Origin of the sequence: Leadbetterella sp. DM7 (assembly GCF_040829825.2) — a bacterium.
Classification (GTDB): Bacteria; Bacteroidota; Bacteroidia; order Cytophagales; family Spirosomataceae; genus Leadbetterella.
In genome coordinates, this window is the sequence record NZ_JBFOLH020000002.1 from 184560 (window position 1) to 208361 (window position 23802).

General features: G+C 49.7%; 31 protein-coding genes. 23 read left to right on the forward strand and 8 right to left on the reverse strand.

Annotation, left to right across the window (positions count from 1 at the left end; all coding sequences use genetic code 11):
- Positions 1–166: 166 nt before the first annotated feature.
- Genes AB2U10_RS02690 through AB2U10_RS02700 form a run of 3 tightly spaced genes read right to left on the reverse strand, consistent with a single transcriptional unit; the run spans position 167 to position 2361 of the window.
- A complete protein-coding gene (locus AB2U10_RS02690; RefSeq protein ID WP_367915494.1) occupies positions 167–643 on the reverse strand; it encodes a hypothetical protein in 477 nt (158 codons plus the stop codon).
- A gap of 31 nt (positions 644–674) precedes the next feature.
- Positions 675–1871 carry an S-adenosylmethionine:tRNA ribosyltransferase-isomerase gene (locus tag AB2U10_RS02695; RefSeq protein ID WP_367915493.1) on the reverse strand — a complete coding sequence of 399 codons (1197 nt, stop codon included), beginning with the start codon at positions 1869–1871 and terminating at the stop codon, positions 675–677.
- On the reverse strand, positions 1861–2361 hold the full coding sequence (locus AB2U10_RS02700; protein ID WP_367915492.1) for a hypothetical protein: 501 nt from the start codon (positions 2359–2361) through the stop codon (positions 1861–1863). Before AB2U10_RS02700 ends, AB2U10_RS02695 begins: the two co-directional genes overlap by 11 nt.
- A 96-nt stretch (positions 2362–2457) precedes the next feature.
- On the opposite strand from AB2U10_RS02700, the gene AB2U10_RS02705 reads away from it, so the two are divergent.
- A complete protein-coding gene (locus AB2U10_RS02705) occupies positions 2458–3009 on the forward strand; it encodes a cob(I)yrinic acid a,c-diamide adenosyltransferase (RefSeq protein WP_367915491.1) in 552 nt (183 codons plus the stop codon).
- Positions 3010–3064: 55 nt separating this feature from the next.
- On the opposite strand, the gene AB2U10_RS02710 is transcribed toward AB2U10_RS02705, so the two are convergent.
- The gene (locus tag AB2U10_RS02710) at positions 3065–3694 is read right to left on the reverse strand and encodes a carbohydrate-binding family 9-like protein (protein ID WP_367915490.1); all 630 of its coding nucleotides are present in this window, start codon (positions 3692–3694) and stop codon (positions 3065–3067) included.
- A gap of 135 nt (positions 3695–3829) precedes the next feature.
- Between AB2U10_RS02710 and AB2U10_RS02715 the strand changes: the two genes are divergently transcribed.
- Both AB2U10_RS02715 and tyrS read left to right on the forward strand, forming a co-directional pair.
- The gene (locus AB2U10_RS02715) at positions 3830–4468 is read left to right on the forward strand and encodes a porin family protein (RefSeq protein WP_367915489.1); all 639 of its coding nucleotides are present in this window, start codon (positions 3830–3832) and stop codon (positions 4466–4468) included.
- Positions 4469–4474: 6 nt separating this feature from the next.
- Positions 4475–5779, forward strand: a complete 1305-nt coding sequence (gene tyrS, locus AB2U10_RS02720) for a tyrosine--tRNA ligase (protein ID WP_367915488.1) — start codon at positions 4475–4477, stop codon at positions 5777–5779.
- 35 nt (positions 5780–5814) lie between these two features.
- On the opposite strand, the gene AB2U10_RS02725 is transcribed toward tyrS, so the two are convergent.
- From AB2U10_RS02725 to AB2U10_RS02735, 3 genes are read right to left on the reverse strand one after another with little or no spacing between them, the layout of a single operon-like run.
- Positions 5815–6891, reverse strand: coding sequence for a hypothetical protein (locus AB2U10_RS02725; protein WP_367915487.1), 1077 nt, complete (start codon positions 6889–6891; stop codon positions 5815–5817).
- Positions 6888–7517, reverse strand: a complete 630-nt coding sequence (locus tag AB2U10_RS02730) for an ABC transporter ATP-binding protein (RefSeq protein ID WP_367915486.1) — start codon at positions 7515–7517, stop codon at positions 6888–6890. The genes AB2U10_RS02725 and AB2U10_RS02730 overlap by 4 nt, the downstream gene beginning before the upstream one ends.
- Before the next feature lie 14 nt (positions 7518–7531).
- On the reverse strand, positions 7532–7786 hold the full coding sequence (locus AB2U10_RS02735) for a hypothetical protein (RefSeq protein WP_367915485.1): 255 nt from the start codon (positions 7784–7786) through the stop codon (positions 7532–7534).
- Between the two features lie 136 nt (positions 7787–7922).
- Between AB2U10_RS02735 and AB2U10_RS02740 the strand changes: the two genes are divergently transcribed.
- The 12 genes from AB2U10_RS02740 (at position 7923) to AB2U10_RS02795 (ending at position 18864) form a co-directional block, all read left to right on the forward strand.
- Complete coding sequence (locus tag AB2U10_RS02740; RefSeq protein ID WP_367915484.1) at positions 7923–10337, forward strand: heavy metal translocating P-type ATPase; 2415 nt, start codon at positions 7923–7925, stop codon at positions 10335–10337.
- A gap of 69 nt (positions 10338–10406) precedes the next feature.
- Complete coding sequence (locus tag AB2U10_RS02745; protein ID WP_367915483.1) at positions 10407–10613, forward strand: heavy-metal-associated domain-containing protein; 207 nt, start codon at positions 10407–10409, stop codon at positions 10611–10613.
- Between the two features lie 196 nt (positions 10614–10809).
- On the forward strand, positions 10810–11325 hold the full coding sequence (locus AB2U10_RS02750; RefSeq protein WP_493820181.1) for an RNA polymerase sigma factor: 516 nt from the start codon (positions 10810–10812) through the stop codon (positions 11323–11325).
- A gap of 3 nt (positions 11326–11328) precedes the next feature.
- Positions 11329–12102, forward strand: coding sequence for a HEAT repeat domain-containing protein (locus tag AB2U10_RS02755; RefSeq protein WP_367915481.1), 774 nt, complete (start codon positions 11329–11331; stop codon positions 12100–12102).
- 13 nt (positions 12103–12115) lie between these two features.
- Positions 12116–12964 carry a DUF4097 family beta strand repeat-containing protein gene (locus AB2U10_RS02760; RefSeq protein ID WP_367915480.1) on the forward strand — a complete coding sequence of 283 codons (849 nt, stop codon included), beginning with the start codon at positions 12116–12118 and terminating at the stop codon, positions 12962–12964.
- A 9-nt stretch (positions 12965–12973) separates the two neighbouring features.
- The gene (locus AB2U10_RS02765; protein WP_367915479.1) at positions 12974–13774 is read left to right on the forward strand and encodes a DUF4097 family beta strand repeat-containing protein; all 801 of its coding nucleotides are present in this window, start codon (positions 12974–12976) and stop codon (positions 13772–13774) included.
- 293 nt (positions 13775–14067) lie between these two features.
- Positions 14068–16527, forward strand: coding sequence for a TonB-dependent receptor (locus AB2U10_RS02770; RefSeq protein ID WP_367915478.1), 2460 nt, complete (start codon positions 14068–14070; stop codon positions 16525–16527).
- A 175-nt stretch (positions 16528–16702) separates the two neighbouring features.
- Positions 16703–17116 (forward strand): hypothetical protein, encoded by a 414-nt coding sequence (locus tag AB2U10_RS02775; protein WP_367915477.1) that lies wholly within the window; start codon positions 16703–16705, stop codon positions 17114–17116.
- A gap of 149 nt (positions 17117–17265) precedes the next feature.
- A complete protein-coding gene (locus AB2U10_RS02780; RefSeq protein WP_367915476.1) occupies positions 17266–17586 on the forward strand; it encodes a DUF6686 family protein in 321 nt (106 codons plus the stop codon).
- A gap of 5 nt (positions 17587–17591) precedes the next feature.
- The gene (locus AB2U10_RS02785) at positions 17592–17810 is read left to right on the forward strand and encodes a hypothetical protein (protein WP_367915475.1); all 219 of its coding nucleotides are present in this window, start codon (positions 17592–17594) and stop codon (positions 17808–17810) included.
- A 128-nt stretch (positions 17811–17938) separates the two neighbouring features.
- The gene (locus AB2U10_RS02790) at positions 17939–18223 is read left to right on the forward strand and encodes a hypothetical protein (RefSeq protein ID WP_367915474.1); all 285 of its coding nucleotides are present in this window, start codon (positions 17939–17941) and stop codon (positions 18221–18223) included.
- Positions 18220–18864 (forward strand): ATP-binding cassette domain-containing protein, encoded by a 645-nt coding sequence (locus AB2U10_RS02795; protein WP_367915473.1) that lies wholly within the window; start codon positions 18220–18222, stop codon positions 18862–18864. Before AB2U10_RS02790 ends, AB2U10_RS02795 begins: the two co-directional genes overlap by 4 nt.
- A gap of 5 nt (positions 18865–18869) precedes the next feature.
- Here AB2U10_RS02795 and AB2U10_RS02800 read toward each other — a convergent pair whose 3' ends face one another.
- Positions 18870–19055 (reverse strand): hypothetical protein, encoded by a 186-nt coding sequence (locus AB2U10_RS02800; RefSeq protein ID WP_367915472.1) that lies wholly within the window; start codon positions 19053–19055, stop codon positions 18870–18872.
- A gap of 124 nt (positions 19056–19179) precedes the next feature.
- Here AB2U10_RS02800 and AB2U10_RS02805 point away from each other — a divergent pair, with 124 nt between their 5' ends.
- The 8 genes from AB2U10_RS02805 to AB2U10_RS02840 all read left to right on the forward strand — a co-directional run bounded on the left by AB2U10_RS02805 (position 19180) and on the right by AB2U10_RS02840 (position 23798).
- On the forward strand, positions 19180–20427 hold the full coding sequence (locus AB2U10_RS02805; RefSeq protein WP_367915471.1) for a peptidase U32 family protein: 1248 nt from the start codon (positions 19180–19182) through the stop codon (positions 20425–20427).
- The gene (locus tag AB2U10_RS02810) at positions 20420–20641 is read left to right on the forward strand and encodes a ferredoxin (protein ID WP_367915470.1); all 222 of its coding nucleotides are present in this window, start codon (positions 20420–20422) and stop codon (positions 20639–20641) included. The genes AB2U10_RS02805 and AB2U10_RS02810 overlap by 8 nt, the downstream gene beginning before the upstream one ends.
- 124 nt (positions 20642–20765) lie before the next feature.
- A complete protein-coding gene (locus tag AB2U10_RS02815) occupies positions 20766–21080 on the forward strand; it encodes an ArsR/SmtB family transcription factor (protein WP_367915469.1) in 315 nt (104 codons plus the stop codon).
- Positions 21081–21542 carry an SRPBCC family protein gene (locus tag AB2U10_RS02820; protein ID WP_367915468.1) on the forward strand — a complete coding sequence of 154 codons (462 nt, stop codon included), beginning with the start codon at positions 21081–21083 and terminating at the stop codon, positions 21540–21542. It abuts the gene before it with no gap.
- A 56-nt stretch (positions 21543–21598) separates the two neighbouring features.
- Positions 21599–21970 (forward strand): DoxX family protein, encoded by a 372-nt coding sequence (locus tag AB2U10_RS02825; RefSeq protein ID WP_367915467.1) that lies wholly within the window; start codon positions 21599–21601, stop codon positions 21968–21970.
- Between the two features lie 131 nt (positions 21971–22101).
- Complete coding sequence (locus AB2U10_RS02830) at positions 22102–22335, forward strand: thioredoxin family protein (protein ID WP_367915466.1); 234 nt, start codon at positions 22102–22104, stop codon at positions 22333–22335.
- A 62-nt stretch (positions 22336–22397) separates the two neighbouring features.
- Positions 22398–23018, forward strand: coding sequence for a MarR family winged helix-turn-helix transcriptional regulator (locus AB2U10_RS02835; RefSeq protein WP_367915465.1), 621 nt, complete (start codon positions 22398–22400; stop codon positions 23016–23018).
- A gap of 12 nt (positions 23019–23030) precedes the next feature.
- On the forward strand, positions 23031–23798 hold the full coding sequence (locus AB2U10_RS02840) for a YggS family pyridoxal phosphate-dependent enzyme (protein ID WP_367915464.1): 768 nt from the start codon (positions 23031–23033) through the stop codon (positions 23796–23798).
- Positions 23799–23802 lie beyond the last annotated feature (4 nt).

A 23802-nucleotide genomic window follows, 5' to 3' on the forward strand; every position in this document is an offset into this window, starting at 1 on the left:
GACTTCGCTGGTTCTCGACTTCGCTGGTTCTCGACTTCGCTGGTTCTCGACTTCGCTGGTTCTCGACTTCGCTGGTTCTCGACTTCGCTGGTTCTCGACTTCGCTCGAACTGACAGGTAGTGTTCGCCCGTGTCAGTTCGAGCGAAGTCGAGAACCGGGAACCCTCTCACAGCTCCCTTATCACCTTCGGCCCGGAGATAATCACCAGCGCAAAATCCTGGTTGCAGGCCGTTTTCAGGTAAGACTCCCTGCCGAGCGGAAAGCTGTACGCATACAGGGTATCGTTCAGCTTCTGGATATTTGAACCTACGTGCTGGCCGTTCCTGATACCGTATTGGTAGGCTTCCAGCAACTGGCCTTTTACATCATCCGTAGGGTCTTCTCCCGCAAGATCGGCATTGTACAGCTCTACCGGGTACCCGTCAATCTCATAACTATGCTGGCATTCTACCCGGTAATCCGCCCGGTTAATACGGCCGTTGACGGCCTCCCCGATCTCGCTCACCTTTTCCAGCAGCTGTTTTTCGGTTACCCGCTTCACCTTCGAATTTCGCATAAGCTCCTTAATATCCGAAGTATCGATCTGCTTTACCTTCCCGCAGGAAAGAAAAGACAGGCAGAGAAAGAAATAGAATGCTTTCATAAATAGTAAAGATAGTACCGGTTGTCTATTCTCACGGCAATAACAGGCTGGAATCGCCGAAGCTCAGGAAACGGTAATTGTTTTCCCGGGCCTGCCGGTAAACTTCTTTCCAGCTTTGCTCGCCGATCAGCGCCGCCACCAGCAGCAACAGGGTAGACGCCGGCTGGTGAAAGTTGGTTATAAGGCCTTTACAAACCCTGAACCGGTACCCCGGGAAAATCATGATCTCCGTATTACCGATCAGCTGTTCCTGGTTTTCGTGCTCCAGGAAACGCAGGATAGCCTCAAACGAGGCCCGCATAGAGATATCCCCGTGCCCGTCATACGGGAACAGCTTCTCTATAAAGAACGGATTTTCACTGCCTTCCAGTATTTTTACCCCGAACCAATACAAGCTTTCCAGGCTCCGCATGGAGGTGGTGCCCACGGGTAAAATAAAGCTTTCATTGAGCAGCAGGTTTTCTATAAAGCGGCGGTGCACCACCATCTGCTCCGAATGCATGGGATGATTCAGCGCATTTTCTTCTTTCACCGGCATAAAAGTGCCCGCCCCCACATGCAGGGTTACGAAGCTCTTCCCGATGCCTTTCTTCTCAAGCTCATCAAAAACAGCCGGGGTAAAATGCAAACCGGCGGTAGGAGCGGCCACCGCACCGTCTTTCTCCGAATAAATGGTCTGGTAATCCTGCTTGTCAGATTCCTCTGCTTCGCGGTTCAGGTAAGGGGGCAGGGGAATATTGCCGTAAGCCACCACCACCTGCGAGAAAGGAACGTCTCCTTCCCATTCCAACTGCACATAATTCTGAAGGTTGTCGGTTAACCGGGCTTTCAGCAAGAGCGTACGGTCTTCGTACCGGAATTCCCCTTCCAGGCTCTCCCCTTCTTTCCACCGGCGCTTGTTCCCGATCACGCAATGCCAGGTAACGGTGCGGGTCTCTTCCATGACCAGCGGAAGCACCCCGCTGGGTTCTATAGGGTTCAGAAGAAAGATCTCGATGTTTGCCCCCGTTTTTCGCTTAAAAAACAGGCGCGCAGGAATAACCCGGGTATTATTGAGCACCAGGTGGGCGTTCTCCGGCAGGTAACCGGCTATGTTTTTGAACCGGGTATGCTCAATACCCGCCGGCCTGTATACCAGGAGCCGCGACTCATCTCTCGGATTTTCAGGGAACCGGGCAATCTGCCTGTCTTCCAGCGGATACTGATAATCAGAAATATTAATCTTCATCAGGAGCCTGCGTAACGATCAGTTTGTAAGGCAGATAAACCAGGATGATCAGCAGGATCAGTACCCCTACCAGCAAAAGGTAGTTGTAATTAAAATCCAGCTTTTGTTCTTTATGGGAGTTGATATTATACAAGCCCAGCAAAACAAAAACCAGGTACGTATTGATGAAGGCCAGGAGCGCCGAAAACCAGCCCTTAAGAAAGTTCGTAACGGCAGCCGGGTTTTTTCCCCATGAGCTTCCCCGGAACAGCCGGCTGAAATCGAGCTTCGCCAGGGCATTTTCCAGTATCCGCAACAAAAAATTTATCCCCAGGATAACCCCCACCGACCAGTAGAAAAACTGCTGCTTGTCAATAAAACCAACGGGATCGCCCGCTTCATTGAAGCCCACAGCGATGTTATCCGGAAGGGCTGTATAACAAAAAAGTAATACTACGGTAATGAGAATGATGGAACCTATACGCCAAAACTTAAAAAAAATATTTGCCATTCGCTGCCCTGTCTTTATCTTTATTAAAATTATCCCGAACGGGAACACAAAGGTACTTCTGTTTTACCGGACTTACGGAATATTAAAGAAGAATAAATGCCAAAAATTTATACAAAAGGCGGTGATACGGGCCAGACCTCACTGGTAGGCGGAAGCCGCATTTCCAAAGATCACGATAAAATTGAGGCTTACGGAACCGTAGACGAGCTCAATGCCTGGATCGGGGTATTGTCTGATGCCCCGGAAAATGCAGAACGGAAAAATATCCTTAAAGAGATCCAGGACAGGCTGTTCACCATAGGCGCGGAACTGGCCTCAGTGCCGGAGCAAAACCGGAAAAAGCTGCCAGAGCTCTTCGAGCCGGATATTGAGCTGCTGGAAAAAGAAATTGATCTCTACTCCGAAGCTATTCCCCCCTTAAGGGCTTTTGTATTGCCGGGCGGGCATCCGCAGGTTTCTTTTGCGCACGTGGCCCGCACAGTGGCCCGGCGGGCCGAACGGCAGGTGATACGGCTCTCCCGGTCAGAGCCTGTTAATCCTTTGATCCTAAAATACCTGAACCGGCTTTCCGATTATCTTTTCGTCTTATCCCGAAAAATAACGCAGGAGCAAAACGCCCCGGAAATCACCTGGAAACCCAGGCACTGACCTCGGCCCTAAACGGGTGAGCATACGGCTGCCCGGAAACGGCACGGCAGGATAATTACCGCTGCACTTTCAGGTGCCCGAACCGCCTGGGCCGGTGAAAGGCGGGCTCTGCTCCCGAAAGCGTACTGCGCCAGCATACAAAATCACAGGTTTCCGCATCGCATTCCCAGTCGGGATCGGCGTGCGAGACCCTTGAACGGATCCTGTAAAAATTAACCCGGTAATCTCCACCGGCCGGCTCGCCTGCCAGCTCCCACGGGATATGCAAAAAGCCGCCCCAGGCACCTTCTTTTACTTCGGTTCCATGGGCTATTCCGGCGGCTTCAGGCTCCAGCTGGCGCACAATGCGCTGCGGGCCGTTGCCCAGCTCAGGATTGGCGATCTCCCCTATCCACACCGCATTATTGGGGTTAATCTCCACCTCAAAATACGCTGTGGGGTCTTCTTCTCCCACACCTATAAATACCTCGAAAACCTCCTGGTTATACAGGGGCGCATTATGAACTTTCATGGAGTTCTGCTCCGTAAACAGGTTGTCCTCACACATGAAATTCACCTTCAGGAAACGCTCGTCCGCACCTAACGTAACCCGGGTGCGGAAACCGGCATCCAGCCCGTTCGTGGCATGCTTGAATACGGGATCGAGCTCCACAGTTCCTTCCCCGTGCTTTAAAATTATATCCATGAAAACTCTTTAATCGGCCTGCAATATATGCGCAAAACGTGAATATTGACAATTTCAGAAAATAAACCTCTATTTTTTGTAACTTTGCAGACTTTTTAAGCGAAACCTACCGTTTCAAAACTAAAAATATTCAGCATGCAATCCTTGAAAGTCCTGGTACTTTTCCTGATCACCCTTCCTGCCATGGCGCAGATCGAGCCCCGGTTGTTTGAATTCGGCCCCAAAGCAGGGCTTAACCTTTCCAACATTTCCCCGGCAGATACCATTACCTACTCCATAAAACCGGCTTTCGGCTTACAGGGAGGTATTTTTACCCGTCTCAACCTGGGAAAATTCAGCATACAGCCTGAATTCATTTACCAGGCCAAAGGCACAAACATGAAAAAACCGATATCGTCCAAGCATACCTACCGGTATTTCTCCACACCGGTGCTTCTCGGTTATTCACCCGTCAAGTACGTCTACATTGAAGCCGGTTATGAAAAAAGCTGGGCATTGAACCGTATGACCGAGGTTCCTACGCTTAACAAACCGTACGGCCCCGGGAAATCAGGCGATGAAAGCCTTATCGTGGGGGCAAGAATCAACCTCCTGGACATGTTCTCTCTCTTCAGCATCAACCTGCGGTATGTACACGGGCTACGGAATGTAACGGAACTGAAAAAGAATAACATACCGATGGATTTCAGCAACCGGAGCTTCCAGATAAGCGCTACATATACTTTTTCCGAACAATACCTCTGGAACAAAAAATTCGGGCCTAAAAAGAAATAAATAAAAATGGGATTTATTGATGAACTAAGGTGGCGGGGCATGATTCAGGACATGATGCCCGGCACAGAAGAGCAACTGAACAAAGAATCAACTACAGGATACATCGGGTTTGACCCTACCGCCCGTTCACTGCATATTGGGAACCTGGCTACCATCATGGTGCTGAAGCAGTTTCAGCTGGCCGGCCATAAGCCCCTGGCCCTGGTGGGCGGTGCTACCGGCATGGTAGGCGACCCTTCAGGAAAAAGTGCCGAAAGAAACTTCCTCTCCGAAGAAATTCTCCTGGAAAACCAGGCTGCCATCCGGAAACAACTGGAAAAGTTCCTTGATTTCGACTGCGGTGAAAATTCGGCCGAGATTGTGAACAACTACGACTGGTTTAAAAATATCAGCTTCCTGCAGTTTTTACGGGAAGCCGGGAAATACCTCACCATCAACTACATGAGCTCGAAAGATTCGGTTAAACGGAGAATCGAGACGGGGATTTCCTTTACCGAATTTTCGTACCAGCTGATCCAGGGGTACGACTACTACCACCTGTACAAAACCCGCGGGGTAAAGCTGCAGATGGGCGGCTCAGACCAATGGGGAAATATTACTACCGGCACCGAGCTCATTCGCAGAAAGGAGAATGAAAACGACGAAAATGCGTCGTATTCGGCTTTTGCCTTAACCACACCCCTGCTGACCAAAGCCGACGGTACCAAATTCGGGAAATCAGAAGGCGGAAACGTATGGCTGGACGCCGAATTGACCAGCCCGTATGAATTTTACCAGTTCTGGATCAACCAGAACGACGCCGACCTGCCCCGTTTAATGCGGGTATACGGGTGCTACCTCAGCCGGGAAGAGATTGAGGCCATAGAAGCTGAACATGCTCAGGCGCCCCACTTACGGGTAGCCCAGAAAGCCCTGGCCAAAGAGGTGACCATCATGGTTCACGGACAGGAAGCCTACGAAACCGCTGTCAAGGCATCGGAAGTGCTGTTTGGCAAAGCCACCCTGGAAACCCTGAAAAGCCTGGATGAAAAAACTTTCCGGCAGGTATTTGCCGGCGTTCCGCAGACAACCGTTAAAAAATCGGAGCTTACCCCGGAAAGTAACCTGCTGGAGCTGATCTCTGTGCTTTCAAACGGCGAAATTTACCCGTCGAAGGGCGAGGCCCGTAAAGCCATCCAGGCCAATGCGGTGAGTATAAACAAGGAAAAAACGCAAAACGACAAGCTCCCTGTTGCAGATATCGTGCTGCTGCATGACCGGTATATCCTGGTTGGAAAAGGGAAAAAGAATCATATTGTGGAGATTGTGTAAAGATCCCCTCAGCCGGGCCTGTTGTCTTATATTTCCTACTCTACTTCGTAAAATCTCCTCTTCAGCATCCCATAAGCCAGGAGAAGTCCGGCTGCTGAAAACGCCCAGGCCGGAATTCTGAACATGACCAGGATGGCCAGCAGCACCCCGGAGAAAAATACTACCTGGAAACCGCTCTCGTTATTTCCTGCCACGAAAATCTGGTAATGCAAAAGCACCACCGTTACCGAAAACAGGAATACAAACTGGAGCACGCCATCGGCCAGGCCCGGACCCGCCGGGAAATTCCGGGCCAGCACCACCGCTTCGGGCAGCAGGATCACCGCCAGGGTCAGCAGGTAATTCAGGAACCAGCGTAGTCCGGAAACCGGCATATTCCTGTACATATCGAAATACATTCTTTCAAAAAAATGCAGGTTCTGCAGGATCACACTCTGCGAAAAAGCGGCCAGCAGGCAGCCCAGGGAGATCAGCCGGATATCGTAGTCGTCTGTGGGGTACAGGTAGCATACGCCCATGATCACAAAGGCGGTAAAGCTTTTGGTAATCAGTAGGAGCACCGTTTGCCGGGTCAGCAGGTACTGCGGGTAGAAGAGGAATTGAGGCGTGGTAAAAGACAGGTTAGCGTATTTCCGGGTCACATCCTGCCGGCTGTTCGGCCGCCTGATCCGGTATTCATACACCAGAGCGCCGGCTACCACCACGACCAGGTTCACCACCACAATGGCCAGGATAGCCCACCAGGTTTTTTCGAGTATGCCCTTGCCTATCATCAGCACGGCATAGGTAAACGCCAGCTGGATGAGGGAGAATTGCAGGTTCATGAACGCCCAGATACGCTTTGCGGGAGAGAAGAGGCGGATATGATACAGGAACTCGCTGCTTCTCTGCGACAAAAACCGCAAAGCAAACAAAGTAACCTTCAGTGCATAGAGTATCCAGAGCAGGAAAATACAGGACAGTATGAACGGGCTCCGGAGCGCTTCATTGATGATGGCCAGGTGCTCGTTCCCCCTCAGAAACCCGATGGCAAACATCAGCACGGCAAAAATGAAGATCGCATTCTGCCGGTAGTATTCCCGTACGATAGTCAGGTACAGGATGCGGTTCATACCTTAAAAATGGTTTGGTTTTCTACCTGGTAAGAATGCAGGATGGGCAGGTTCTCAAAAATGAAATCCTGGTGCGACGAAAGCAGGAAGTTAACGCCCTTTTCTTCGTAAAACTCCTTCACCAGCTCATAAACAATACCCACGCTCTTTACATCGATGGTGATCAGGGGTTCATCCAGGATAATCAGCTCCGGGCTTCCTAAAAACGCAGAAATAATCGCTACTTTCTTTAACATCCCGCTCGAATAAGTTCCGCAGGGGTTCTTCCAGTAACCGGGCGTATCGAACCGTTCGGCCAGACTGCGCAGCTGTTCCCGGGTTCCCTGTTTCGCCTTGCAGATAAAGCTCAGGATATCGTAGCCGCTTAAAAACTCGGGGTAAAGCGGTTCTGCCTCGCTCATATTTACCTTCATCCGGTAAGCTACCGGCTGCGCCTTCTGGTCAATCCCGTTCCAGGATATTTGCCCCTCGTAGGGTACAATTCCCGCCACCGACCGGAAGAATGTTGACTTCCCCGAACCGTTTACTCCCCTGACCCAGTGAATCCCGTCAGGAATGACCAGCTCATCTACGGCAATGATCTTCTGGCCGGAGTAGCTTTTGGTGAAATTCTGGACATTTAGCATGGATGTATATCTATCTAAGGGGCAAGTTTTTTCTTTGCAGGGCTTTGCCGGTTTGAAAAAGCTGTATGGGATATTAACTCATTATTATCTGCTCCTTTAAGGCCTTTTTCTATTCCTGACTTTTCCTCGGCAGAAATACTATCCCACCAGTCTTTCGTAGAATCCTCCTTAAATTTCACTAACTTCTCTATGATCTCACCATCTTCCAGGAAGGAAAGCCACTGAATTAATTCAACCTTCTTTTCCAATACATTCATTTCCTTTCTCATTTTTAAGATCAACTCAAATATACGGTTTATTATTTTATATCGAACTTTAAAAAGGAAAATCCTACAAGCCTCTCCCCTAAAAACGTAAGCGCTCCCCCACCTCGCCGTTGTAATTTTGCAGTATAAATTAAAGATCATGAGCCAACCCATTCATATCCCCCTGCTGAATGTAGACAGTGAACACTGCGCGCTGATTGTAGATAAAGGGCTGGAGAAGGTAAAAGGGATTCAGTCGCACAAGGTGGAGCTGAATAATCACCGGGCGGTGATCACGGCCGGCAAATACCCGGAAGAGGCGATACAGGAAGCCGTCAGGGAAATCCGCGACCTGGGGTACGATGTACCCTCCGTAAAAAAAACCTGGCCGGTAACGGGCATGTCCTGTGCCTCCTGCGCCGGAAGCTCCGAAGCTACCCTCAATAACCAGCCGGGTGTGATAAAAGCCGAGGTCAACTACGCCAACAATTCGGCACAGGTAGAATATATTCCGGGGCTTATCAGTCCCGAAGAAATGAAATCGGCGCTACAGGCCGCCGGCTACGATCTGCTGGTCGATGAGGCCGAAGCGGAAACCCTGGATGAAGTGCGGGAGAGCAGCTATCAGGCATTGAAAAGACGGGTAACCGGGGCGCTGATCCTGGCGGTTCCGCTGTTTGTGATCGGCATGTTTTTCATGGATATGCCCTATGCCACCTACATCCTGTGGGCGCTTTCCACTCCTATGCTTTTCTATTACGGCCGCCCGTTTTTTACCGGTGCCTGGAAGCAGCTGAAGCACCGCAGCGCCAATATGGACACCCTGGTGGCCGTGAGTACGGGAACTGCCTACCTTTTCAGCGTGCTGATCACATTGTTCCCCCACTACCTGCATGCCAGAGGTATCCATGCGCATGTGTATTTTGAAGCCGCCGGTATTGTGATCGCCTTCATACTTCTGGGAAAGCTGCTGGAAGAAAAAGCCAAGGGTAATACCTCTTCCGCTATCAAGAAGCTCATGAGCTTCCAGCCCAAAACCGTTACCGTGGTTCACGAGGGCGGTCACCAGATGGAAATGCCGATCCGGTCGGTAAAAACCGGCGCTACCCTGCTGGTAAAGCCGGGAGAAAGAATTGCGGTAGACGGCACGGTCACCTCGGGCTCTTCGTTTGTAGATGAAAGCATGATCAGCGGCGAGCCTGTACCGGTGGCCAAATCAGCGGGTGAAAAGGTATTTGCCGGCACCATCAACCAGAAAGGCAGCTTTCAGTTCCGGGCCGAAAAAGTAGGCGGTGACACCGTGCTGGCCCAGATCATTAAAATGGTAGAGCAGGCCCAGGGCAGCAAAGCCCCCGTACAGAAGCTGGTAGACAAAATTGCAGCGGTATTTGTGCCGGTGGTAATAGGGATTGCCCTGCTGAGCTTTGTGGCCTGGCTGGTGTTTGGCGGAGAGCATGCGTTTACACAGGGGCTCATTGCCTTTGTTACCGTTCTCGTTATCGCCTGTCCCTGTGCATTGGGACTCGCCACTCCCACCGCCATCATGGTGGGTGTGGGCAAAGGTGCTGAAAAGGGAATCCTGATCAAAGATGCAGAAAGCCTGGAAACCGCCCGTAAGATCAATGCGGTCATCCTGGATAAAACCGGCACCATCACCGAGGGAAAACCCACAGTAACGGCCATTCAGTGGTTCGCCGATAAGACAGAAGAGCTGAATAATATTCTTTACAGCATTGAAAAATCGTCGGAGCACCCCCTGGCCGATGCCATCACAGCCCACCTGCAAGGAGAAACGGTATTCCTGAACGATGTGGAAATTGAAAACCTGTCCGGCCAGGGAATCGAGGGCCGGTACCGGGGAAAAACCTTCACCATCGGCAACCGGGTCTTAACCGGCCAACGGAAAATACAGACCGGTCCGGAAGCAGAAGCATGGATTGATCAGCACCTGGCAAAAGCGCAGACCGTGGTACTTTATAGCGACGAGGCGCGGGTGCTGGCTGCCATCGCCATTGCCGACCGCATAAAACCAACCTCCAAAGCAGCCATAGACAGCCTCCATCATGAGGGTATCCGGGTATATATGCTGACGGGCGACAACGAGCAAACGGCCGCAGCCGTAGCGGCAGAGCTGGGTATTGACGAATACAAAGCCCACGTGCTGCCGGCAGAAAAGGCCGGATTTGTGCAACAGCTGCAGCAGGAAGGTAAAGTGGTGGCTATGGTGGGCGACGGCATCAACGACTCAAACGCTCTGGCCCGTGCCGATGTCAGCATTGCTATGGGCAAAGGCAGTGATATTGCTATGGACGTGGCCAAAATGACCATCATCTCGTCTGACCTGGCAAAAATTCCGGAAGCTATCCATCTGTCAAAAAATACGGCGCAGGCTATCCGCCAAAACCTGTTCTGGGCGTTTATCTATAACGTGATCGGCATTCCTGTTGCCGCCGGCGCTCTTTACCCGGTAAACGGGTTCCTGCTTGATCCCATGTGGGCGGGAGCGGCCATGGCTTTTAGTTCGGTGAGTGTGGTGCTGAACAGCCTGAGGCTGAAAGTGAAAAGTGAAAAGTGAAAAGTGAAAGTACAATTATTGAACATCCAAAACTCAGTATATACTAATATGCCTTATATGGTAAAACCTATGAAATTCAAAACCAACATCAATTGCAGCTCCTGCGTAGCCAAAGTAACTCCTGTCTTAGAAGCTAATGAACAGGTAAGCCAATGGAAAGTAGACACTGAAAACCCGGATAAGATCTTAACGGTAGAGGGTGAGAATATCGACGTGGATGACCTCATTCATTCCCTGAAGAAGATCGGGTACCGGGCTGAGATAATAGAAGCCTGAGCTGTATCGCTGACTAAAAAAAGCCTCCGCTCCGGAGGCTTTTTCTTTCCTGCCTCTTATCCACCACCTCTTACGACTCCTGTGCCTCCTATGGTAAAAAAAATCAAAAACATCTGTAACAAAACCAGCGCATCACAGTTAACTCTGTAAAACCTCATAAGAAAAGCTATTGAACGCGTTAACTGACAATGCCCTGATGCTGAAAGTAAAAGCCGGTGATCTCGACCGGATGGGCTTGCTGTTTGAAAGGCATTACAAACCCCTGTTCGGTTTCCTGTACCGGATGACCGCCGACAGGGAAAGCAGTGAAGACATGGTTCAGAATGTTTTTCTCAGGATGCTGAAATACCGCCATACCTTCAAGGGAGACGGAGAATTCAGAACCTGGATGTATCACCTGGCGCGGAACGTGCTGAACGATCATCACAAAGGGAATAAGCGCCAGGCCGGTCCTCTTGAGCAGGTATCCGGGCAGGTGGCTGATGAAGCCCCGGAAAGTTCGATGGACAAAGAAGAGCAGTTACACCTGCTGAACCGGGCCCTGAACGGGCTGAGCGAAGAGCACAGGGAAATACTGGTGCTGAGCCGGTACCAGGAGCTGTCGTACAGCGAAATTGCAGAGGTTCTGCGTATTTCGGAAGCCAACGTAAGGGTACGGATTCACCGGGCTATGGCCCGCCTGAAGACCGTTTATTTAAAACTTGCCGATTGAAACATGGAAAAGATCATTGATTACATTAACGGAGAGCTGCCCGAACATGAAAAACGGGCCTTTGAAGAAAGACTGGCCCGCGATCCTGAGCTCCGGGCAGCGTACGAAGAGGAGAAAGCCCTCTGGAGCCTGATGGGTAACATAGAGGCTCCGGCAGTGAATGACAAGCTGAAAAGCCGCTTCCTCGACACCCTGCAGGTGTATAAAGAAGCCGCTAACCCGCACCCCGGCTGGCTGTTCCGGCTGAAAGCCCTCTGGAATTTTCAACCTCAGCTGAAAATGGCATACACCCTGGTGCTGCTGTGCGTAAGCCTGGGAGCCGGACTTTATATCAACCGTAAGAACCCCGACGAAATAGCCCGCATGTCGTCAGAAATCAGCGAAATGAAGCAGATGATGGTTCTTTCCCTGATTGAAAACCCCTCGGCTACCGAGCGCATACGGGCCGTTAGCCTGACCAATGAGATCCGGAATGTAGACGATAAGGTGATCGATGCCCTTTTCTCTACCCTTAACCATGACCCTAACGATAACGTGAGGCTGATGACCCTGGAAGCCCTGACAGAATTAGCCGGCAACCCCAGGGTCAGGGAGGGCCTGGTGCACTCGATTGTCTCGCAAACCTCGCCCATCATGCAGTCGGCCATGGCCGATGTCATGCTGAAGCTCCAGGAGAAAAGCTCGGTCAAGCCCCTGAAGAAAATGCTTAACCGCGGCGATCTTAACAGTACCGTCAAAGACAAGCTGGAACAGACAATTCAAGAAATACTCATTTAAAATTAACAAAACTATGAAAAAGCTGATGAACCTCCTCTTTGCAGGAGCTATGATTTCCTGTGCCCAAACCCAGGCACAGTCGTCCCGGGAGCACATTAGTAAAGAGATTACTTTACCTGCTGCCCCCTCCAAAACCGTGGTAGAAGTCTATAACCTTCTCGGTTCGGTCAAGGTGGAAGGGTACTCCGGGAACAAGGTGCTGGTAGAGATTGACAAGAACGTTTCTGCCAAAAATAAGGCCGACATCGAGCTGGGCAACAAAGAATTTGAGCTGGGCATCGACACAAACCGCGACACGATCGTCATCTATACCAAAGCGCCTTACGACACCCGTCCCTCGCGGAACAAATCAGACAAAAACAATCCTATTCCCTATTCCATCAAGCTGGATTATGTTATTAAAGTACCCCAGGACGTGCAGCTTCGCTTATCGACCATTAACGACGGAGCCATAACGGTGAGCAATGTCAGCGGCAAAATGAAGGTCAATAACATAAACGGAAGCATCCGGGTAGACAATGCAAAGGGGTATACCGACCTTCACACCATTAACGGGGGAATTGATGTGACCTATGCCGGAACACCGGCCGACGGCTCTTCCTGCCACACCATTAACGGCACCATCAATGCCACCTACCCCGAAAGCCTGTCGGCAGATATCAAGCTGAAAAGCATGAACGGCAGCTTTTATACCGACTTCCCGAATGCCCAGCTGGCTCCGCAAACGGTAGTGAATAAGAATGTCTCCGGCTCAGGCACTACCTACAAGCTGAATAAAGATACCTACCTGAGAATAGGAAAAGGAGAAAGTAAAATGAATTTCGAAACGCTGAATGGCAGCATTTACATCAAAAAAAGATAACCTACTCATATGAAAACGAGAATAATTTTTGCCCTTCTTTTAGGAGCAGCATTGACCCGTGTACAGGCGCAGAATGAAAAAATTGTGGTAGAGCTCTCTCAACCCGGAAAACCCTACACGGTAGACCTCAGCCTGGTGCACGGTTCTATCCATGTGGTTAAAAGTGCAGGAAAAGAGCTGGTGGTAGAAGCCACTCCGGCAACCGGCAAAACAGCCCCGGTACAAAAAGACGGCATGCGGAAAATTTCTTCCGGCAACAATTTTGATCTTACGGTAAAAGAAGCCGGGAATAAAGTGCAGGTGGTGCCGGGCATTCCTATCCATACCGTAAACATTACCCTGCAGGTGCCGGATAACGGGAGCTTCAGGCTACGGACCGTCAGCAACGGCGATATTAAGGTAGAGAATGTGAGCGGCGAGTTTGAGCTTTCTAATGTAAACGGCGGTATCACGCTTCAGAATATTTCCGGTTCAGCCGTGGCCAACACCACCAACGGCGGCATCACCGCCACCTTTAACCGGGTATCTCCTGATACACCTATGGCTTTCTCAACGCTCAACGGGAAAATTGACCTGAGCTTCCCGGCCTCTTTTAAAGGCAATATCCGGGCAAAAACCGACCAGGGCGATGTATACAGTGACTTTGAGATCGGTTTCCTGAAAGAAGATCCGAAAGTGGTACGCACCGGCGAAAAAGGATTTTCCAAAATAGAAACTACCCGCTGGGTGACCGGTACCCTTAACGGCGGCGGCCCCGAGGTGATGATGAAGACCGTTAACGGCAGCATCTACATCCGAAAGGCGAAGTAGGCACCCGGAAAGCAGGCAGAATACATCCGCCCCTGAAAAAAAGATGCAGCGATTTGTAACTTTCCGGGTATCTGCCGGTAATTCTAAATAGCTGACACGTTTCAGGAGGCCCGGCTGCCGGATAGTTAAAACTCCTTAAAACAGGACCCGGTTAACTTAATTTAAGAAACGGCAAAGCTTTACAGGAGTAATTTTGCAGAACAAAATATGAAAAAGTTAAGCCGGCTTACCCAATGCAACGTAAGCCGGCATTTTCCACACTTTAAAACAGAATTCAAAAACTATTACTTAAAATGATACGATCAATTATTTTCATCGCCATGTGGCTGATGTCGGGCCTTGCTCTGGCCCGCACTACCTTCCAGGTATCCGGAAATGTAAAAAGTGCCGGTGGAGAAGCGCTCTCCTTTGCCAACATTTTCCTGTATAAATCATCTGACAGCACTTTTTACAAAGCGGCCGCAGCCGATACCGACGGGAAATTCCTGATAGACGACGTGGAAAGCAGCAGCTATTACCTGAAAGTATCTTCTGTAGGATACGAAGACTTTTTTACCCCCCCTTTTGTTATTAACAAAGAAAACCCGGCTGTCAGCTTCAGCGATATCAGCCTGAAAGAATCGGCCACACAGCTTCAGGGGGTGCAGGTCACCGCTAAAAAACCTTTTATTGAGCAGCATCTCGATAAAATGGTGCTGAATGTGGAAAACAGCATATCGGCCAGTGGAAGCACTGCCCTTGAAATCCTGGAAAAAGCCCCCGGTGTGATCGTTGACCGGCAAAATGACCAGATCAGGATACGGAATAAGTCGGGTGTGGTAGTTATGATTGACGGCAAGATCAACTATATGTCGTCTGAAGCGCTGGCCCAGTACCTGGGTAACCTGCCTTCCGACCAGATCGCTTCCATTGAAATCATTACCAACCCGTCGTCTAAATACGATGCGGCCGGAAACTCCGGGATCATCAATATCCGCCTCAAAAAGAACCAGATTTACGGCACCAACGGAACCGTCAGCGCTTCAGCAGGGACCGGCATACTGGAGAACTCGACCAAAGACCTTTACCGCGGCAATACCAATCTTACCCTCAACCACCGGAATGCCCGATGGAATCTTTTCGGCAATGCCGGAACCGGACGGAACCGCTGGTACAACGACAATCATTTCTGGCGTACCCTCTATTTTGAGAATACCCGTACCGATTTTGACCAATACACGCAAAGGATAGGCGGCGGGGAGTTTTACTACGCCAAACTGGGAGCCGATTATTTCCTTACCGAACACACCACCATAGGGCTCCAGGCCGACTATAACCTGTGGAACGGCGCCATGAACAGCAAAGGGCTTACCGGTGTTGACCGCATGACCGGCGGCGAAACCGTTACCACCTCGCTGATTCCCGGCAGCAGCAGAACCATGGGCAACCGGAATTTTTCTTCCAATTTCAGCATACGGCATAAAGTGGAAGAAAAAGAGATCTCTTTCGACCTGGATTACAGCGGGTATCGCAATACCTCCGACCAGGTTTTCACCAACAAGTATTACAGCCAGGCCGCTACACCCGATTCTGTTACCCGGCAATGGATAATCCAGCCGACCAACATCAATATTTATTCGGCCAAGCTTGACTTCACCGTGCCTTTTGAAAACAAGCTGAAGCTTGATTTCGGTGCGAAGACCACCTTTGTTGACGCTGATAATAACTTTACCTACCAGGACTTCCTGGAGAGCGGCTGGCAACGCAACCTCAACCGTTCAAACCATTTCCAATACAAAGAAAATATAAATGCACTCTATACCAGTGCCGGTTACCAGAAAGGCAAGTGGTCGTTGCAGGCCGGCCTGCGGGCAGAGCATACCGTTTCTGACGGCAACTCGATCACCCTCGACCTCCGGAATAAAAGAAGCTACCTGAATGTATTTCCCACGGGATTCGTGAACTATAAGCTGTCAGAAGATCACGCCCTGAAATACGCTTACAGCAGAAGGATTGACCGGCCCAACTACGATAACCTGAATCCTTTTATCTTTTACCTCGATCCGTACTTTTATGTCATGGGGAACCCCGGCCTGCGGCCGCAGTTTACCAACTCCAATGAAATGACCTATAGCTATAAAGGCGAATACTCGGCTACCCTGGCTTACGCCGACACGCGCCAGATGATCAATGAGGTGATCATCCAGGATGCAAAAACCGGTACCAATATTTCCCAGAATCAGAACATTGCCCGGCTGAAAAGCTATTCCGCTGTTTTTTCGGTACCGCTCAAAATCAATAACTGGTGGAGCAGCCAGAACAATTTTAATGTATTCCATAACCGGTACACCGACAACAACCTTTCGGGCAATCCACTGAACAACAGCGGCTTTATATTTGGCTTAAACACCACGCATACGCTGACCCTGCCCGACAGCTGGTCGGCAGAAGTCAATTACTGGTATTATTCACCGGGCATTTTCGGGGTATTCCGGCAGACCAAAGCGCAGCATTCCTTTAACCCCGGGATCCAGAAGACCTTTCCCGGTAAGAAAGCCAAGCTGAAGCTGAATGTCAATGACCTGTTCCTGACCTCTTTCTTCCAGGGATATGTAGATAACGGGGATGTTAACCTGAAAATCTCCAACCGCTGGAATGCCCGCAGAATAGCCCTAACGTTCACTTACAATTTCGGAAATCAAAATGTGAAGAGCGTTAACCGGAGCACCGCTTCAGAAGAAGCGAAAAAACGGGCAGGCGGCGGAAACGGCTAAACCCCTGACCGAATATTTTGTAGCGTTGTATAGCTCAAAAATCTTCTATAATCAGGCGGATCAATCGGCGGGGATGCTTTTTGCCTGACGGGCTGCTGTAACGCAGCCCGTCAGCCTCTTTACGGAAAAATAAAAACAGGAAGCATTACGTTATACTAAAATATAGCTGCCCCGATTGTTTACCCGGACCCTTTTTAACTGCACCATTACCTATTCATTTTCTGATGCGGGAATACACCTCATCAGCGACCCGGAATTGCACAGGCTGATGAAAAATTACCCCGAAAAAGGCGTGCGTGAGCTGGCAGAGGCGCTGAAAACACATTTCGGGGAAGTCAAAAAGAGGCCCCTCAACATCAGCACGAAGTCGCTCGTGACAGAAATCCGCGGACATTATTATTTCGAAAAGCTCTACCCGCCCTTCCGCCGCCTGCTGCAGGTGATCTTCCTGCAGAAGCTGGCCAACCTGGTGGATAAGTCGCTCAAAGCCTACGATTGTGCCGAAGCCGGAAAAGACGGGAACCGGAAAATCTGGGACTTCCTGTCGCACTTTGACCGGGTCTTTTCCTGGTTTTTACGGGATAGCTGAATATCCCGGGGTAGCAGCTGCTGAAGGGCGAAATATTTTCCCGGACCTGGTCCGATTTGAATTTTATTTAAAATAATTCTAAATAATATTTGCTTCATAATACGACAGCCTCTACCTTTGTCTCATTATTTATACAGAGTCTAAATAAAATGTGCAAACATACAGTACTGGTTTCAAACTTTCACGGTTATGTGGCAAGATGCGAAAGCTGCTCTAAGGTTCAGATCGCTTTTGGCACTTCACTTTTCGGCGTGAGCATGAAAGAATTTGAAGTATTTGCCAATTACCTGTATCACCTCAGGGTGAAGGGAGATGCCTATGGCCTGCATGAAAAAAAGATTCGCATAAGTGTGGGAGATTCCGGTTCAATGATGATTTTAACGCCTTATGAGCTGGAAAATTTCATAGAAATGATCGAGTCTGCCAGCATAAAAAACCTGATTCATGAATGTTTGGCTAACCGTAACTAAAAACCATGAAGACCGTCATTTTTACCGCCGAAAATACAGCGATGACCCACCTGGAAAAGTTGCGGTACGAGCTGAAAAATGTTGGGATCGGCAGTTTTAATGTAGATTTTGAAACCAAAGAGATTTCGGTGGTTTGTCCGAACTGCCAGAATATAAATGCCCTGGAATGTGCCCTGAAAAAAGCAGGCTTCCGCTGTCCCTGCTTCCGCGTATCCACCGACTGAAGTCACTGTTTTCGCTTAATTAGAAAACTGCCCAAGAAAAGCTAAGTTCACGCAACTTTTAACATTTCCGCATTTTAGGCCCGTAAACGCCTGTTTTTTTCTTATATTCACAAAAAAATACCTTTTGAGTGATTCGGGTCAGAGCCTGGTTGATTTTTTACCGCAAGATTTTTCTCTATAGCCTGCTCCTGGCCGTACTGCTGGCGCTTGGCCTGGAGGGTAAGCTGGCCCCGGCCTTCCTGGGGTTTGCATACGCCGTTCTCTCTCCTTTTGTGCACCTGTTTTTCTATGAGCTCGGTAACCCGCAGGAATACTACTTTTATGCCAACCTCGGCCTGTTTAAAAACCGGCTCCGGCTTATAACGGCAGGCATTGCGCTTGGCGTCGTCATCTTAATCGCCCTCCTGAGATGAAAGGACTACACGTAGACAGCGTCATCAGGCATTTTCATACTACCCGGGTTCTTTCCGATATTTACCTCAGCTGCCTGCCGGGCGAGATTGTGGGAATACTGGGCCGGAACGGTTCAGGAAAGTCTACCCTGCTCAAAATTATATTCGGCAGTTTGCCGGCCGACCATGCCTATGTAAAAATAGACGGGAAAGTATTCTTAAACCGTTCAGAACGGCCTTCCCAAATAGCTTATCTTTACCAGGACACCTTCATACCCGCCCCTCTCAAAGTAAAAACGGTATTGAAGCTGATGCAGGTGGAGCACCTGGCCGGTCACCCCGTGGTGAAGCCCCTCCTCAACCAAACCGTGGCCACCATCTCCGGCGGGGAACTACGATACCTGGAAATCCTTATTATCGTGAACCGGCCGGCCGCTTACATCATTCTCGATGAGCCCTTTAACAGCCTTTCGCCTATTCTGAAAGAAGAAGTAAAGGAAATTATCCGTACCACTGCCCGGGAGGGCAAGGGGATTATCCTGACCGACCATGATTACCGCAATGTACTCGATATTTCGGCTCAGAAGTACATCATGCGAAACGGCACGCTTAAATCATTCCGTGATGCCGAAGAATTAAGACTGCTGGGATACCTGCCCTGAACTACTCACTTCCGTTTCACCCGCAGGGCAAAAATACCTATCGCAATCATCACAAAACCCAAAATAAACTTCCCGGAGATAACGGTCTGAAGGCGCAGATCGGGAGCGGTCAGAATAAGCAGGCTGACTGTAAGTATACCGCAAACAATAGCCACAATGGCTGCTATCCTGTTCAAAGATTCTCTGTTCATCCGGGGAAGGGTTTTAAATTCAAATTTAATGATTTTATCACCTGCAGGCACCATTCTGCCTGTTTATCTGTTATAATCTCTGCAATATATCGTAATTTTGCAAAAAATGCATCCCGTTAAGTCAATGAAGAGAAGCACAAAGTTTGAGGTGATGGCCCCTGCCGGGTCAAAAGACGCCATGGTTGCCGCCATCAAAGCGGGAGCGGATTCCGTGTATTTTGGTGTGGAGCAATTGAACATGCGCGCCCGGCAAACCAATAACTTCCTGGTAGATGACCTGCCCGAAGTGGCCCGGCTGTGCAATGAAAACGGGGTAAAAAGCTATATCACGTTAAATACGATCATTTACGACCACGACATCTCGCTGATGCGCAGGATCATCGATAAGGCCAGAGAAGCAGGCATTACCGCCGTGATCGCTTCTGACCTGGCCGTGATGAACTACTGCCGCAAAGTAGGCATGGAGCTGCACGTAAGTACGCAATCCAACATTACCAATATTGAAACGGTAGAGCTTTTTTCAGACTATGCCGATGTCATGGTGATGGCCCGTGAGCTTACCCTGAAACAGGTAGGCGATATTGTCAAAGCCATTGAACGGAACGATATCCGCGGGCCTAAAGGAGAGCTGATACAGGTTGAGATTTTCGCTCACGGCGCACTTTGCATGGCCGTATCCGGGAAATGCTACCTGAGCCTTCACTCGCACAATGCCTCGGCCAACCGCGGAGCCTGTATCCAGAACTGCCGCCGGGAATATACCGTGACCGATGAAGAGGGCATTGAGCTGCAGATCGATAACGAATACATCATGTCGGCCAAAGACCTTTGCACCATTGATTTCCTGGATAAGATCCTGGAAGCAGGGGTGCGCGTGCTGAAAATTGAAGGCCGGGGCAGAGCGGCAGATTACGTATATACCACCACAAAATGCTACCGCGAAGCCGTAGACGCATTTGAAGAAGGCACCTATACCCCTGAAAAAGTGGAAGCCTGGAAAGAAAAGCTCAGCGAGGTGTATAACCGTGGTTTCTGGGATGGCTATTACCTGGGCCGTAAAATGGGCGAGTGGAGCAACGTGCACGGTTCGGTGGCCACCACCAAAAAGATCTACATCGGCAAAGGTGTCAAATATTTCGATAAAATAGGGGTAGGTGAATTCCTCCTGGAAAGCCACGATATCAACGTGGGCGACCGGCTGATCGTGACCGGCCCTACCACCGGGCTGGTAGAAGCTGTGGCAGAAGAGATCCGCCTGGGCTCAGGAGACGACGTGCAGAAAGCCGGAAAAGGAGACACCATATCGTTGAAGATCAGCGAAAAGATCCGTCCTTCCGACAAGCTCTACAAAATAGTGGAAGCGCATGCCTAAGCTTTTTCATTACCGGCAGCGCTGTATCGGGTGCAATGCCTGTGTGGAAATTGCCTACGAACGCTGGCGGATGTCGAAAAAAGACGGGAAAGCCGTACTGCTGGGCGGAATCGAGAAAAAAGGCGTTTACCAGGTTTCCATCCGACCTGACGAGGTGGAAGAAAACGAGCGGGCCATGCGGGCCTGCCCGGTGAATGTCATTAAAATGGAGTGACCCACTTCATGGGGAACGCTCGTCTGCCCCTGTCTTCAAAATTATAGCAATACAACAAATTTTAATTCCCAAAATTTGCGCAATCAAATAATTGCATCTATATTTGCAATCAAATGTTTGCGTTATGAAAACAAGACGGGATATCTTCCAGGCCATAGCTGACCCCACCCGGCGGGCCATTCTTACCCTTATCGCACTGCAGGCCATGACGCCTAATGCCCTGGCCGAGCATTTCGATACCAGCCGGCAGGCGGTATCCAAGCACCTCCAGATTTTAACGGAATGCGAACTGGTCACTCAAAAGCAGCAGGGCCGGGAGATCTACTACCAGCTGGAAGCGGAGAAAATGAAAGAAATAGACCAGTGGCTGAACCAGTTCCGCGGACTGTGGGAGGAACGTTTTGACCGATTGGAAACCCTACTTAAAAACCTGAAATAAATGAAAACAAAAGTCAGTGCCGAAGACGGCAAACAGGAGATTATCATCACCCGGGAATTTGATCTGCCGGTAGAGCTGCTTTTCAGGGGATACGAAGATCCGGAGGTTTTTGAACAGTGGATGGGCACAAAAGTACTGAAGCTGGAAAATAAAAAGCACGGTTCGTATGCGTTTGAAACCTCGCACGGCGGAAACGTGGTTTTCCGGGCAAACGGAACCATCCATGAGTTTATTCCGAACCAAAGGATCATCCGCACATTTGAAATGGAAAACACGCCTTTTCCCGTTCAACTGGAATACCTTGAGTTCGAAAAACTGACCGAAAGCACCAGTAGGCTCAGCATACACATCGTATTCCGGTCGGTGGAATTCAGGAACCAACTTCTCCAGATGCCCTTTGCACAAGGCCTTAATATGGCCCTTAACCGCTTAGAGGAAATTGCAAATAAATTAAAAATATAAAGTAGCCCTGAGCGATGGACTGTACACCATCAGCTCACGGCTAAACGTTATTCCTTATGAAAAACAAGATCATCTACTGGGGAGCTACTGCCTGGCTGGCATTGGGAATGACCTCCACGGCCATTGTTCAACTGATTCCCCTGAAGGAAGAGGTGGAAAAAACCTCCGGGCTGCTTGGCTACCCCGCCTATTTCCTGACCATCATCGGTGTATGGAAGCTACTGGGGGTAATGGCCATACTGGCCCCTAAATTTCCCCTGCTCAAAGAATGGGCCTATGCGGGCTTCTTCTTCGTGATGTCAGGAGCCCTGTTTTCCCACGCAGCGGTAGGCGATGCCCCCGTCAGCTATTTCGGCCCCTCCCTGCTGCTTATCCTGACCGTCATTTCATGGTATTTCAGGCCGGCAGACCGGAAATTAAATCCTTAAAAGAGGGGCATCGACGGATGCCCCTCTTCCTGTTTCAGCCAAAAATATTACAACTCTTATTGATATAGTTAGTTATCCTAACTATATTTGTACCGGTAATATCACCAAAGCATCATTTAAATAGTAAAATCATGGCAAAATCAGTTTTTTATCACGCGGGTTGCCCGGTATGTGTTAGTGCCGAGCACGATGTTATCACCCTTATCGGGGAAGACCAGGTAGAAGTAGTCCACCTGGGTGAAGACCGTAACCGCATTGCAGAAGCAGAAAATGCGGGAGTAAAATCGGTTCCGGCCCTGGTAACGCCTAACGGGAATGTGCTTCACATTAACTTTGGTGCATCAATGGCCGACGTAAAAGGTTAAAAAAAAATTTGCCTCATAAAGTTAGGATCACTAACTTTATGAGGCATTTTACCTCTTGCTCAATGAACAAATCAGATTTTGATCTCTCGCACCAGAACCGGCATGTGGAGAGCAAAATAGTAGCCTCTCTTGAAAGGATAGCCCAGGCTTTCCGGGTTCTGCTGTGGCAGGAAAGCAAAGCATTTTCTCTTAGCCCTATCCAGGTACAGGTACTCATTTTCCTGCTGTACCACAGTCCTGAAAAAAGAAAGGTGAGCTACCTGGCCACAGAGTTTAACATGACCAAAGCCACCATCAGCGACACCATCAAAACACTGGAGCAAAAAGACCTGATCACCAAAACGTATGAACCGCATGATACAAGAAGCTATGTTATTCACCTGACCCCGAAAGGTGAAGAAATTGCCGGTAAAACGTCGCTTTTCACCCGGGAGATCCGTAAACCGATTGACCACCTGCACCCGGACGATAAAGAAAACCTGCTTTTGAGCCTGCTGAACATAATACGCCATTTAAACCGGGCAGAAGTGATTACTATTCAGCGAATGTGCATGACCTGCTCGTATTACAGGTCATCCGGGGCAGGAAGGAAGCATTTCTGTACCCTCCTGAATCAGCCCCTGCACACCCGGGATCTGCGGGTGGATTGCCCCGAACACCTGTTAAGCTCGGACACCCATTAACAATAAGAACGAATGACCACCCGGAACCAACTACCGGGAACGATATATATGAACGATATTGTAAACAACATCACCCGCATACGGGAAAGAATCAGTAAAGCCTGCCGGGATAACGGCAGAGACCCCGGTGAAGTAAAGTTGCTTCTGGCCACGAAAACCGTTCCGCCCGAACGTATAAAAACGGCTTTGCAGGCAGGGCATACCCTGATTGCGGAAAATAAAATACAGGAGCTGAAAGAAAAATATGAGGCCCTGAAGGAAATTCCGCATACCAATCATTTTATCGGCCACCTGCAAACCAATAAGGTCAAAGACCTTTTAAAATACGATGTTTCGTGCCTGCAATCGCTTGACCGGCTGGAACTGGCCGAAAAGCTGCACCAGCGCCTGCTGGCCGGACACAAAACTTTAGAGGTATTGATCCAGGTCAATACCTCAGGCGAAGAAAGTAAGTTCGGGATCAGCCCTGACCAGGCCGGCACCCTCGTAAAGCAGGTAGCTCAGCTGGAAACCCTGAAGATAAAAGGCCTGATGACCATCGGGCTGTTCAGTGCAGATACTGAACAGGTGCGGAAATGCTTCCGGCTGCTTAAAAAAATTCAGCAGGAAATTCTGGCGCTGAAAGTACCCGGTGTGGAAATGCAGGAGTTGTCTATGGGCATGAGCGGTGACCTGGAAACGGCCATAGCTGAAGGAGCCACTATGGTACGGGTAGGTACCGCCATCTTTGGCCAGCGCTCTACCCCTGACAGCTATTATTGGAACGAAAATGCAAAATAAATCT